Source organism: Chromobacterium sp. CCUG 76385 (assembly GCF_059916625.1).
This window is the reverse complement of the sequence record NZ_JAUCGU010000007.1, coordinates 44,381-57,788: the sequence shown is the minus strand read 5'-3', so window position 1 is coordinate 57,788 and position 13,408 is coordinate 44,381. Positions and strand designations below refer to the sequence as shown.

9 protein-coding genes and 1 pseudogene are annotated in these 13,408 nt (G+C 64.4%); all 10 read right to left on the bottom strand.

The features are described from left to right. Positions 1–547, bottom strand: a pseudogene (locus tag QUG01_RS07035) (hypothetical protein); the annotation flags it as partial. 133 nt (positions 548–680) lie between these two features. Beyond that, entirely contained in the window at positions 681–1,955 is a 1,275-nt protein-coding gene (gene rstB, locus QUG01_RS07030; RefSeq protein WP_500829499.1) for a two-component system sensor histidine kinase RstB, read from the bottom strand. 6 nt (positions 1,956–1,961) lie between these two features. Further along, positions 1,962–2,681, bottom strand: coding sequence for a two-component system response regulator RstA (gene rstA / locus QUG01_RS07025; protein ID WP_043622070.1), 720 nt, complete (start codon positions 2,679–2,681; stop codon positions 1,962–1,964). A 63-nt stretch (positions 2,682–2,744) separates the two neighbouring features. Next, positions 2,745–3,641, bottom strand: a complete 897-nt coding sequence (gene fdhE / locus QUG01_RS07020) for a formate dehydrogenase accessory protein FdhE domain-containing protein (protein WP_500829498.1) — start codon at positions 3,639–3,641, stop codon at positions 2,745–2,747. A 249-nt stretch (positions 3,642–3,890) separates the two neighbouring features. Next, positions 3,891–4,508: a formate dehydrogenase subunit gamma gene (locus QUG01_RS07015; RefSeq protein WP_043621945.1), complete on the bottom strand. Its 618-nt coding sequence runs from the start codon at positions 4,506–4,508 to the stop codon at positions 3,891–3,893. After that, a complete protein-coding gene (gene fdxH / locus QUG01_RS07010) occupies positions 4,505–5,392 on the bottom strand; it encodes a formate dehydrogenase subunit beta (RefSeq protein WP_500829497.1) in 888 nt (295 codons plus the stop codon). Before fdxH ends, QUG01_RS07015 begins: the two co-directional genes overlap by 4 nt. A 12-nt stretch (positions 5,393–5,404) precedes the next feature. After that, on the bottom strand, positions 5,405–8,461 hold the full coding sequence (gene fdnG, locus QUG01_RS07005; protein WP_500829496.1) for a formate dehydrogenase-N subunit alpha: 3,057 nt from the start codon (positions 8,459–8,461) through the stop codon (positions 5,405–5,407). A 37-nt stretch (positions 8,462–8,498) separates the two neighbouring features. Continuing rightward, positions 8,499–8,921, bottom strand: coding sequence for a hypothetical protein (locus QUG01_RS07000; RefSeq protein WP_500829495.1), 423 nt, complete (start codon positions 8,919–8,921; stop codon positions 8,499–8,501). 4 nt (positions 8,922–8,925) lie between these two features. After that, positions 8,926–10,086 carry an efflux RND transporter periplasmic adaptor subunit gene (locus tag QUG01_RS06995; protein WP_500829494.1) on the bottom strand — a complete coding sequence of 387 codons (1,161 nt, stop codon included), beginning with the start codon at positions 10,084–10,086 and terminating at the stop codon, positions 8,926–8,928. 1 nt (position 10,087) lies between these two features. Further along, positions 10,088–13,279 (bottom strand): efflux RND transporter permease subunit, encoded by a 3,192-nt coding sequence (locus QUG01_RS06990; RefSeq protein WP_500829493.1) that lies wholly within the window; start codon positions 13,277–13,279, stop codon positions 10,088–10,090. Positions 13,280–13,408 lie beyond the last annotated feature (129 nt).

Below are 13,408 nucleotides of genomic sequence, written 5' to 3'. Positions count from 1 at the left end.
TCTTGGCTACCGGAGCGGAAGCGTCGGCCTTAGCGGCTTGAGCCTTCTGAGCGGAAGCTTCTTTCTTGGCGGCGTGCTTCTTGGCCTTCTTGGCCTTCGGAGCGGAAGCGTCGGCCTTGGCGGCTTGAGCCTTCTGAGCGGAAGCTTCTTTCTTTACAGCGTGCTTCTTGGCCTTCTTGGCCTTCGGAGCGGAGGCGTCGGCCTTGGCGGCTTGAGCCTTTTGAGCGGAAGCTTCGTGCTTCTTGGCAGCGTGCTTGTGAGCCTTCTTGGCCTTCGGAGCGGAAGCGTCGGCCTTAGCGGCTTGAGCCTTCTGAGCTGCGGAAGCGTCCTTCTTGGCGTGGTGCTTGTGAGCCTTCTTGGCCTTCGGAGCGGAAGCTTCGGCCTTGGCGGCTTGAGCCTTCTGAGCAGCGGAAGCTACTTTTTTCTTTTCAACTTTCTTGGCCTTGTGGATGGCCGGAGCGGAAGCAGCAGCTTTTTCAGCGGCGAAGCCGTTAGCGGAGGCCAGGCTGAAAGCAGCGGTCAGGGCGAGCAGAGCCAGCTTTTTCATTTACGAAACTCCTAAGTTTCTTTGGATTGGGTTGAAACGGACATGAAATAGTCCTAATTCAGGGCGTGATGCTAGCGGTGGCAAGCCCGGGGCGTCTAGGGGATGCTTGTATCTCAATGTTACAAAATGTACATCAGGCGACTGGCCACTTCAGCAGAAAGCGCGCGCCGCCGAGCGGGGAGCGCTCCACCGCCACGCTGCCATGGTGCGCGCGGGCGATGCCGGCGACGATGGCGAGGCCCAGCCCATGGCCGCCCGTCTTGCGGCCGCGGCTCTCGTCCAGCCGGACAAAGGGGTCGAACACGCGTTCGCGGTCTTCGTCGGGAATGCCCGGGCCGTCGTCGTCGACGATGATGCAGAACTGCTGTTTGTCGATCAGGATGTGCGTGGCGACGATGGAGCCGGCGTGGCGGCGGGCATTGGACAACAGATTGTCCAGCGCGCGGGTGATTAGGTGTTCATCGGCGGTGATGTCCAGCGTTTCGCCCACCGGCTCGATCCAGTGGATTTCCTGCGCCAGCGCCGCCTGGCCGGCGATGCGCTCGCGCGCCCACGGAATGGCGTTGAAGCTGCTCAGCTTCAGCGGCGCTTCGGGACGATCCAGGCGGGCGTGGAACAGCAGCTCCTCCACCAATTTGTCGATGGCGTTGAGGTCGCGTTCTATCGCCTGCCGCTCCGGCGTGTCCTCGTCGCCATCCAGCAAGGCCAGCCGGTAGCGCAGGCGCGCCAGCGGCGTGCGCAGCTCGTGCGCCACGGCATTGGTCAGCGTTTTCTTGCTGTTGATCAGGGTGGCGATGTTGTCGGCCATGTGGTTGAAGGCGACGCCAAGATGGTGGACGCCGGAGTGTGGCGGCAGATTGACGCGGGCGGCGAGGTCGCCGTTGGCCAGCTTGCCGGAGGCGCGCTCCAGCGCCACCAGATCGCGCCAGTGGGGACGCATCCACAGGAATACCGGAATGGCCAAGGACAGGCCGAGCAGGCCGAGCAGGGCGTAGTCGAACCACTTTAGCCGGTGCAGGAAGAACAGGTAGCGCAGCGGCCCGGCCACCAGCAGGTAGTTGCTGTCCTGCAGCTTTTGCAGGAACAGATACTTGTCCTCCAGCATCACGATCTCGCCGCGGTCCAGGGCCTGGCGCGATTCGTCGTCCAGGATGTAGTTGCTCATCTTTTCCACCTTGACGCGGAAGGTGAAGCCGTAGTCGGCGTTGGCCAGGGTTTCGCCCCAGCGGTCCTCCGGCACGCCGCGCAAGTCGGCCTCGATCAGCGACAGCGTGGTGCGCAGCAGGTCGGCCAGGTAACGCTCGCCGACGTCGTCCACGGCTTGTTTGTACACCACGCCGACCATGATGACCGCCACCAGGAAGCAGGACATCAACAGCAGGTAGAACTGGATGAATAGGCGGCGCATCCGCGCTTACTCCCAGCCGGACAGCGAGAACAGATAGCCGCGGTTGCGCACGGTCTTGATGCGGAAAGGCTCGCTGGGGTTGTCGCCCAGCTTCTTGCGCAGCCGGGAAATGGCCACGTCTATGCTGCGGTCCAGGCCGTCGTAGCTGACGCCGCGCATTTCCTTCAACAGGATGTCGCGGTTCAGCGTTTCGCCGGCGTGGCTGGCCAGCAGCCACAGCAGGTCAAAGTCCGAGGTGGACAGCGGAATCTTTTCGCCGGCCAATACCACGTCGCGGCTGACCGGATCGATGGACAATTGGCCGAACACCACCTTGCGCGAGCCGCCTTTGCCCTGCTGAGCCTCCGCCGCGGGCTGGGCCGGGCGCAAATTGCGCAACTGGGCGCGCAGCCGCGCCACCAGCACCGAAGGCGGGGTGGTTTTCAGGATGTAGTCGTTGGCGCCCAGCTCCAAACCCAGGATCTGGTTCATATCGCTGTCCAGCGAGGTCAGCATGATGATGGGGCCGTCGAATTTGGGGCGCAGCTCGCGGCAGATGGACAGGCCGTCCTTGCCCGGCAGCATGATGTCCAGCAGCACCATGTCCGGCTGTTCGCGGGCGATGGTGTCCAGCGCGGTATCGCCGCGCGGTTCGATCACCACTTCCATTTCATGGCGATCCAGGAAATCCTTGATCAACTCGGCCAGGTCTGCGTCGTCCTCGACAAATACGATGCGATGAGTCATGCGTGCGTCCATACCATTGATTGAGCGAATTGCCGGCAAGTATGGCGCGGCCGGCTGCCGGGCTCAAGTGCCGGGCAGGAACAGCGGGTTGAAGCCGAGGCGGGCGTAGCCGGCTTCGCCGGCCAGCAGGTCCAACGCCAGGCTGGCCAGATCGTCGGCGCCGGCCTCGGCGTCCGGGTCCTGCAGCAGCGACACCTGCTTCAGCGCGCCATGGCATTCGCCGCAGGCCTCCACCTCCTGCGCGCCGCGCGTCTGGTGCGGCCGCTGGTGATCGGGTTCCGGCGCTTCGTAGTCCTGAGGCGCCAGCGAGTAGTAGCGCAGATCGCGGCTATTGCCGCAGCCCAGGCAACGCACGCGGCCCACCGGCCAGGCATGGCCGCATAAGGCGCACAGCGCGTGGCGTTGGGCATGGCCGCTGTCGCCGCGCGTCAGCACCGAAGCCAGCGGCAGGCCGCCGCAGCACGGACAGCGCTCGGTTTGATGATCGGGTTGCGGCACAGGCCTGGCGCGGTGATATGCGGTGTATTGCACCTGCAGCGCCGCGCCCAGCAAGGGCAGCGCGGCCAGTGGCGCGCCGTCGTGGATGGTCCCTTCGCTTAAATCCGACGCCACTGTCTGCAAGGCGGCCGGCGGGAGCGACGTCAGCTGATCCAACGCGGTTTGCGCCGGCGCGGGCAATTGGCCGGCGAGTCCTTCCGCCAACTGCCGCAACACGGTGGCGAGCCATTCCGGCGCGAGCGAGGGCGCGGCGGCGGCGTCCAGCAGCGTTTGCTGCCGGTCGCATAACGTGGCGCACAGCCGCAGGAAATCTGCCATCGCATGGCCATCGGCCAATTGGCGCAGCCGGGCGGCGCGGCGGGCGAACAGATCGGCCGGCGGACGTAGCACCGGCGGGCTGAGCAAGGGGGCGTGGCCGGCGCGGATTTGCTCCGCTGGGAGGATGGGGTGGGTGGATGTCATGGTGGCGGTCGAGGTTTGAAGGTTATTTTGGAATTCAAATTGCCGAAAACGCGTATTCGCTAATGTTAGGATCGAATCAATGGGGCCGGATTCCCCTGCAGCGCAAGCCGGGGTTTCGAAGCGCTGTTATGTCTGCGAGCGAATTTCTGACTCGCCCAGCGATAGGGGGCCGGCCGCGCAGCCCCCTCTCCCGTTTGCCGGTCGGAACCGGCATCTAAATATCATCCGCGCAGCGGACACAAAGCCATGCTACTTTTTCCCCGTCATTTCCTTATACCACCCCGGATGATGCTTCTTAGCCCAGGCGTGGGTGACCACGCCCTCCACCATGGCCCGTATCGTGCCTTTCACCCACAAGGCGGCGTAGATATGGACGATGATGCTGGCGATCAGCGCGGTGGCCGCCCAGGCGTGGAGCAGCAGCGCCAGCCGGATCACCGGGATAGGGAAGTAGTCGGAAAAATACTGGCGCCAGGCGATGATGCCGGTGACCAGCATGACGGCCACGCACAGGGTCATGATCCAGAACATCGCCTTCTGGCCGCCATTGTATTTGCCCACTTCCACGGTTTCATGGCCGCGCAGCACTTCTTTGACCGACAACATCCACTGGATGTCCTGGCCATTGATCAGGTTGCGCCGCCAGTAGCGGAAGAACTGGCGGAAGAAGCCCAGGAACATCAGCACGCCGACGAAGGGGTGGACCATGCGCGCCAGCTGCGGCGTGCCGAACACGCCGGTCAGCCAGAAGAAGGCCGGGTAGAACAGGGCCAGGCCGGATAGCGCCAGCAGGATGAAACAGATGGCCACGATCCAGTGGTTGATCCGCTCGGCGGCGCTATAGCGTTGCAGCAGTTTTTCCTTCATGGCTTGTCCTCCTCGTGCGGCGCCGTTTCATCGTCTTCCTCGGCGCGGTTGGGGCCGACGGTGATGTAATGCAGGAAGCCGAACAAGCCGGCGGCGGCGATGCCTATGGTCGCCAGCGGTTTGAGCCAGCCCTTCCACAGCTGCACGGTGGGGCTGATCTCCGGGTTGTGGGGTAGGCCGGAGTACTGCTCCGGCTTGTCGGCGTGATGCAGCACGTACATGACGTGGGTGCCGCCCACGCCTGGCGGGTCGTACAGGCCGGCGTGTTGATAACCGCGCCGCTGCAAGTCCGCCACCCGTTCCGCCGCCACTTCCTTCATGTCTTCCTTGGAGCCGAACTGGATGGCCCCGGTGGGACAGGTCTTGACGCAGGCCGGCTCCAGGCCCACCGCGACGCGGTCCGAACACAGCGTGCACTTGTAGGCCTTATTGTCTTCCTTGCTGATGCGCGGGATGTTGAACGGACAGCCGGCGATGCAGTAGCCGCAGCCTATGCAGTTTTCCTGATGGAAATCGACAATGCCGTTGCTGTACTGCACGATGGCGCCCGGCGACGGGCAGGCTTTCAGGCAGCCCGGATCGGCGCAGTGCATGCAGCCATCCTTGCGGATCAGCCATTCCAGTTTGCCGTTGCTTTCCTCCTCGGCAAAGCGCATCACGGTCCAGGCCTTGGCCGTGAGGTCGGTGGGGTTGTCGTAGACGCCGATATTGTGGCCGACCTCCTCGCGGATGTCGTTCCACTCGGAACAGGCCACCTGGCAGGCCTTGCAGCCTATGCAGGTGGAGGTGTCGATCAGTTTGGCCACTTCCAGCGTCTGGCGGACCTTGGGGCTTTCGGTCGGGCTGGCGGAGCGGCGGTGGATGTCCAGGGATTGCAATGGCATGGCCGGGGCTCCTTACAGTTTTTCCAGTTTGACCAGGAAGGCCTTGTACTCGGGGGTCTGCGTATTGCAGTCGCCTACGGCCGGCGGCAGCGAGTTGGTCAGATAGCCTGGCCGCGCCACGCCCTCCCAGCCCCAGTGCAGCGGGATGCCGATCTGGTGCACGGTCTGGCCGTTGACCTTCAGCGGCATCAGCCGCTTGGTGACCACCGCCTTGGCTTTGACGAAGCCGCGGTTGGAGCTGACCTTGACCATATCGCCCTGGACGATGCCTTTTTCGCGGGCCAAGGCTTCGCCGATTTCAACGAACTGCTCGGGCTGGGCGATGGCGTTCAGCAGCACCGATTTGGTCCAGAACTGGAAGTGCTCGGTCAGCCGATATGTCGTCCCAACGTAGGGGAAATCTTTATGCGTGCCCAGCCGCTTCTTGTCGCTGTCGAACAGCCGCACCGCCGGGCTGGAGACGACCTTGGGATGCAGCGGATTGGTGCCGATCGGGCTTTCCATCGGCTCGTAGTGCTCGGGAAACGGGCCATCCACCAGCTTGTCGGCGCAGAACAGCCGGCCCACGCCTTCGGGGTTCATGATGAAGGGCTGCATGCCGGAGTCCGGCGCGGCGTCGGCCTTGAAGTCCGGCACGTCGCCGCCTACCCATTTTTCGCCGTTCCAGCTGATCAGCTTGCGCTTCGGGTCCCACGGTTTGCCGGACGGATCGCAGGAGGCGCGGTTGTAGAGGATGCGGCGGTTGGCCGGCCATGACCACGACCAGCCCGGCGTGTTGCCGAGGCCGGTGTCGGTGTTGTCGCGGCGAACCATCTGGTTGCCGGCCTGGGTCCAGCAGCCGGAGAAGATCCAGCAGGCGCAGGCCGTGCGGCCATCGTCCTGCAGCACGGCGAAGCCGGGAATCTGCTCGCCTTTCTTCACCAAGGTCTTGCTCGGGTCGGCCGGGTCCGGCAGGTCGGCCAGTGCCTTGCCGTTCATTTCCATCGCCAGCTCGCTCGGCGTTGGCGCTTTGGGATTGCGGTAGTTCCAGTTCACTTTCAGGATGGGTTCGGCCAGCTTGCCGCCTTCCTTGCGGTAAAGGTCGCGGATGGCGACGAACAATTCGCCGATGATCTCGTTGTCGCCGCGGGCCTGGCCCGGCGGTTCCGCGCCTTTCCAGTGCCACTGCAGCCAGCGCGCGGAGTTGACGATGGAGCCGTCCTCCTCGGCGAAGCAAGTGGACGGCAGCCGGAACACCTCGGTCTGGATCTTGGCCGGGTCGACGTCGTGCGCCTCGCCGTGGTTCTGCCAGAAGGTGGAGGTCTCGGTGGCGATCGGGTCTATGATCACCATGAACTTGAGCTTGGAGAAGGCCTCGGTCACCTTGGCGGCGTCAGGGAAGCTGGCCAGCGGGTTGAAGCCCTGCACGATGAAGCCGTTCATCTTGCCCTGGTACATCAGTTCGGTCATGTGCAGCACGTCGTACATCTTGTCCCACTTGGGCAGCCAGTTGTAGCCCCAATCATTGTCCTTGCCGGCGTTGTCGCCCCACATCCATTTCATCAGGCTGACGAAGAACTTCGGCGTATTGCTCCAGTAGTTGAACTGGTTGGCCTGCAGGGTCTTGGGTGTGGTTTTGGCGAGGTAAGTGGCCAGGTCCGGGTGGTCGGCCTCGCTCGGCAGCGTCAGGTAGCCGGGCAGGCTGGTGGACAACAGGCCCAGGTCGGACAGACCCTGGATATTGGAGTGGCCGCGCAGCGCGTTGACGCCGCCGCCGGGCATGCCGATATTGCCGAGCAAGAGCTGGATCATCGCCATGGTGCGGATGTTCTGCGCGCCGGTGGTGTGCTGGGTCCAGCCCAGCGCGTACAGGATGGTGCCGGCCTTGTCCGGGCGGGCGGTTTCGCCCAGTTCCTTGCAGACTTGCAGGAAGCCGTCCACCGGCGTGCCGCAGATATTGTTGACCACTTCCGGCGTGTAGCGCGCGTAGTGCTGCTTCATCAGCTGCCAGACGCAGCGCGGGTGTTGCAGCGTCGGGTCGGTTTTGGCGTAGCCGTCGTCGCCCAGCTCGTAGTTCCAGCTGCTCTTGTCGTACTTGCTCTTGCCGGCGTCGAAGCCGGAAAACAGGCCTTCGTCGAAGTGGTAATCCTCGCGTACGATCAGCGACGCGTTGGTGTAGGCCTTGACGTAGTCCCACTGTATCTTGTCGTTCTTGATCAGCCAGTTAATGACGCCGCCGAGGAAGGCGATGTCGGTGCCGACGCGGATGGGCAGGTAGAGGTCGGATACCGAGGCGGTGCGGTTGTAGCGCGGATCGACCACGATCAGCCGCGTGCCGCGGGTTTTTTTCGCCTCGATCGCCCACTTGAAGCCCACCGGATGCGCTTCGGCGGCGTTGCCGCCCATCACCAGGATGAAGTCGGCGTTCTTGATGTCCACCCAGCTATTGGTCATCGCGCCGCGGCCGAAGGTGGACGCCAGCGCCGACACGGTTGGGCCGTGGCAGACACGGGCCTGGGCGTCGGTGGCGACGATGCCCAGGCTGCGGATGAATTTCTGCGAGATGATGCCGGTTTCGTTGGAGCCTGCGGACGCCGTCAGCATGGCAGTGGACAGCCAGCGGTTGATCGGCACGCCGGCGGCGTTTTTTTCCACGATGTGGGCGTCGCGGTCGTCCTTCATCAGCCGGGCGATGCGGGAAATCGCCTCGTCCCAGCTGATGCGTTTCCACTCGCTGCTGCCGGGTTCGCGCACTTCCGGATATTTCAGCCGCTTGGGGCTGTGGATGAAGTCGAGTAGGCCGGCGCCCTTGGGGCAGAGCGAGCCGCGGCTGACCGGATGGTCTGGATCGCCTTCGATGTGGTAGATCTCGCCGAAGGCGTTTTTGGCGCCGTCGCCCAGACCGTACAGGATCAGGCCGCAGCCGACGGAGCAGTAGGTACAGGTGTTGCGGGTCTCGCGCGCGCCCAGCAGCTTGAACTGGCGCACTTCCGCCAGCGCCTGCTGCGGCGCGAAACCCATGGCGACCAGGCTGGAGGCGCCCAGCTGCGCCGCGGTCAGCTTGAACAGCTGGCGTCGGGTGACTTCCATCGTCCATCTCCTCCGGGACATTCGCGCCAGCAAATCGCTAGGGAACATCCAAAACTGATAGCTTTGCCGGTTGGCTTATTTTTTTTATGCTACTCCGCAACGCTAATAATGACCACCTTATTGACAGGGGTTTTCGAAGGCGGCGCAGCTGGCCGGTGCCGTACAGAGTGGAGCGTTGACTGGAGAGAAGAGAAATGGCCAGGCCGCTACAGCAAACCGGCAGGCCTGGCGTGGATGCCCCCAACCGGCCTGTCCAATTATTTGTAGCAGTTTTATTACGATTTGCAGGGTATGGCTTTTGACTATCAGCGGAGGCTGACTTGCCAGCCGCCGCCTTGAGCCGGCTGACATTGGCCAGCCATTGGCTGCCATGCAATTGCACCAGGGTTCTGTGCGCCGCCAGTTGGCTGTGCCGGGCGGCGGCCAGTGCGGCGGCGATCAGCAGGGGCCGCGCGCGCATGGCCTTATTCCTCCTGCAATGGGGCGACGATGGCCACCGGCTGGCCGTCATTGATCGAGTTTGGCGGATTGATGATCACCTTGTCGTCGGGTTTCAGCCCGGCGCGGATTTCCACCTCATGGCCGTAGTCGGTGCCCACCGCCACCGGCTGCAGATGCACCTTGTTGTCCGGCCCGACCACCGCCACGCGGCTGCCCTTGGCGTTGAACTGCAGCGTATTCGTTGGCAGCGTCAGCGCGTCGCCCTTGGGCAGGCGGAAGGTGGCATCCACGTATTGGCCCGGCAGCAGACCGTGGCCGGCGTTGGGAATGGACACTTCCACCTGCAGGGTGCGGGTGGCGGGGTCGATGGCGCCGGCGGTGCGCGCCACTTTGCCTTTGATCGGCTGGCCTGGCGCCTCCTGGCGTATGATCTCTACAGTCTGCCCCACGCGGATGGCGGCGGCGTTGGCCTGCGGCACATAGGCGTACAGGTGCAGCCGCTCGATCTGGGCGACGGCGAACAGCGCCTGCGGCAGCCCGCCGTTGCCGGCGTTGACCAGGCTTCCGCTATCGATGTTGCGGCGGGTGACGATGCCGTCGAACGGCGCGGCGACGCGGGCGAAGTCTTGCAGATCGCGCAGCCGTTTCCGTTCGGCGTCGGCTTGCTTGTAGGCGCTTTCCTTCTCGTCGAATTCCTGCTGCGACACTGCGTCCTGAGCGCGCAGCGTCTTCCAGCGCAGGTAAGCGGTTTTCGCCAGCGCGAAGTTGGCCTGGGCTTGCTGCGCCTGCTTGTCTACATCGGGGATGTCCAGTTCCGCCAGCAGCTCGCCTTTTTTCACTGGCTGGCCGATGTCTTTGTGCCAGCGCTTGATGTAGCCGTTGGTGCGGGCGTAGATCTGCGCCTCGGCGATGCCTTGCAGCGTGGCGGGCAGCGTCAGCTTGGCGTCGCCGCGGCCGCGGGTGGGCGTGACGACGCTGACGGTGAGCACCGCGTGGCGTTCGGCCTCCTTGGCCAGCGCTTCGGCATTGGCGTGGCGCACCAGCAGCGTGCGGCCGAGGCCCGCCAGCAGCAGGCCAATGGCGATGGCGGCGGCGATGCGCGCCTTGCGCGCCACCGCGCCGCGGCGGGCGTGGCGCAGATGGAGTTCGGGCAGGCCCTGGTGACCGTGGCGTGGCTCAGTCATGTCATGCGTCCTGTGCGGAAGGGGCGGCGTTGTCGGCCGCGCCAGCCGCGCCTTGTTTGCGTTTTCCCAGATAGCGGTGGAAGGCGGCGAACACCACCGGCACGAACAGCAGCGTGGACACGGTGGCGAACAAGAGGCCGCCGATCACGGCGCGGCCGAGCGGGGCGTTCTGCTCCGAGCCTTCGCCGATGCCGATGGCCATCGGAATCATGCCGATGATCATGGCCAGCGCCGTCATCAGCACCGGGCGCAGCCGGGTGGCGCCGGCTTCCAGCGCGGCGGACAGCGGCGGCAGCCCTTCCCGCATGCGCTGGCGCGCGAAGGCTACCACCAGAATGCTGTTGGCGGTGGCCACCCCCATGGTCATGATGGCGCCGGTCAGCGCCGGCACCGAAAGATTGGTGCCGGTGACGATCAGCATCCAGGCGATGCCGGCCAGCGCGGCGGGCAGCGCGCTGATGATGATGAACGGATCCAGCCAGGACTGGAAATTCACCACGATCAGCAGGTAGACCAGCACGATGGCGCCGAGAATGCCGACGCCCAGGCCCAGGTAGGAGGAGCGCATGGTCTCCACCTGGCCGCGCATGCCGACATGGCTGCCCTTGGGCAGCTGGGCCTGTTCTTGGTTGATGGCCTTCTGGATGTCCGCGGCCACCGAGCCCAGATCGCGGCCGCGCGCGCTGGCGTAGACATCGACCGACGGCAGGATGTTGTAGCGGGTGACGATGGCGGGGGTACGGCCCGGCGAGGCGCGCACCAGATTGGCCAGGGTCTGGGCGCCCATGCCATGGCTGCCCGGCGCGTTGACTGGCAGCTTCAGCAGCTGATCCAGCGAATCGATGCGGTATTGCGGGGTCTGCGCCTGCAGGTTATAGACGATGTGATTGTTCGGATTCAGCCAGAACGCCGGTTGCGTCTGCTGGCTGCCGGACAAGGGCAGCAGCAAGTTCTGGGCGACGTCCAGCGGCGCGATGCCCATGCCCTGCAGCCGCGGCCGGTCCATGGTCAACTGGATGGCAGGCGCATCCAGCCTTTGGTGGACATGCACGTCGGCGGCGCCGGGGATCGCCTGGATGCGGCGCAGCAGCCGGCCGGCGTAGGCGGCGTTTTGCGTCAGATCCTTGCCGAAAATCTGCACATCGATGGGCGCGGGGGCGCCGAAGTTCAGGATCTGGGTGATGATGTCGGCGGGCTGGAAGAAAAACTCCACGCCGGGGAAGCGGCTTTCCAGCTGTTTGGGCAGGGCGGCGATGTAGTCGGCGCTGGGGCGGTGGTCCAGCTTCAGCGAGATCAGCACATCGGCGTCCAGCGTACCTATGGTGCCGGAATTGCTGTACGACAGGTTGATGCCGCTATACGGCAAACCGATGTTGTCGATGATGGAGTCCAGATCCGGCGGCGGGATGACCTTGCGGATCTCCGCGTCCACCTGATCTGCCAGCGCCGCGGTGTTCTCAATGCGGATGCCGGTGGGCGCGCGCACGTGCAGCTTGATCTGGCCGGTGTCCACTTCCGGGAACAGGTCGCGGCCCAGCAACAGGTATAGGCCGCAGGAGGCCAGGCAGAATCCCAGGAAGACGGCGATGAAGGCCTTGCGGCGGGTCAGCAGGTGGCTGAGCAGATGCACATAGACCTCGCGCAGCCGCTCGAAGCGCGCGTTGAAGCGCTCATGCATGCGGTGGATGAGGGCAGCGATGCGGCCCTGGCGATGCTGGTGTTCCATCAGCAGCAGCGCCAGCGTCGGCACCAGGGTCCGCGACAGCACATAGGAAGCCAGCATGGCGAACACCACCGCCTCCGCCATCGGCACAAACAGATAGCGCGCCACGCCTTCCAGGAAGAACATCGGCACGAACACGATGCAGATGCACAGCGTGGAGACGAAGGCCGGGATGGCGATCTCGCCGGCGCCGTCCAGGATGGCGGTGTACAGCGGCGAGCCCATGTGCAGGTGGCGTTCGATGTTCTCTATCGTCACCGTGGCGTCGTCCACCAGGATGCCCACCGCCAGCGCCAGGCCGCCCAGCGTCATCACGTTGATGGTCTCGCCTATCATGTGCAGCGCGACGATGGACGAGAAAATGGACAGCGGAATGGAGACGGCGATGATGGAAGTCGTGCGCCAGTTGCCGAGGAACAGCAGCAGCATCGCTGCGGTCAGCAGCGCGGCGACCAGGGCCTCATGGATTACGCCCTGCACGGCTGTTTTCACGAAAATGGACTGGTCGGCCAGCAGGCTGACGCGCAGGTCCTTAGGCAGCAAGGGCAGCAGGCCCGGCAGCTTTTCCTTCAGGTGGTTCACCACGTCCAGCGTGGAGGCGCCGCCGTTCTTGTAGATCGACATCATCAGGCCGCGCTGGCCGTTCTGCTTGACGATATTGGTCTGCGGCGAGAAGCCGTCGCGCACATGCGCCACCTCGCGCAGGAATACCGTCGCGCCGTCGGCGGTTTTCACCGGGATGTCGTTGAGGCCGGCGAGGGTGTCCGGCGAGCCGTTCAGCTCCACATCGTATTCGGTGCCGCCTATCTTGGCGGTGCCGGAAGGCAGCGCCAGGTTCTGCGCGTTGACCGCGTTGACCACGTCGGTCGGGGTCAGGCCATGGGCGGCGATGGCGCGGCTGTCCAGGTCTACCGACAGCAGGCGTATTTTGCCGCCGTAGGGGTAGGTGATGGCGATGCCCGGTATGGTCACCAGCTGCGGCCGCATGGTATTGATGGCGGTGTCGAACACCTCCTGTTCCGACAGCGTTTTGCTGGACAGGCCAACCTGGATCACCGGCACGCTGGACGCGGTGTATTTGATGATCAAGGGGGGCGTGGCGCCGGGCGGCATCTGCTTCACCACCGCCTGCGAAACCGACACCACCTGGGCGATGGCGGTTTGGATGTTGACGTTGGGCTGGAAGAAAATCTTGATGATGGCAATGCCGGCCAGCGACTGCGACTCGATGTGCTCGATGTCGTTGACCGTGGTGGTCAGCACGCGTTCGTGGGTCTGGGTGATGCGGTCCGCCATCTGCTGCGGCGCCAGGCCGCCATAGCCCCAGATCACGCTGATCACCGGGATGTCGATCTCCGGCAGCACGTCGACCGGCGTGCGCATGATGGCCAGCGGGGTGGCCAGCAGGATGACGATGGCCATCACGATGAAGGTATAGGGCCGTTTCAGGGCCGTTTCGACAATCCACATAGGGTACGGCTTGCCTCGCTAGGTTGGCGCGCGGTCGCGGCGGGCACGCCATGATGCGCGCCGTCTTTGCAGCTTATGCCAGGTTTGGGATGTTCTGTGGCAGGATTGCATGGCGATGCCGTGCGGTTT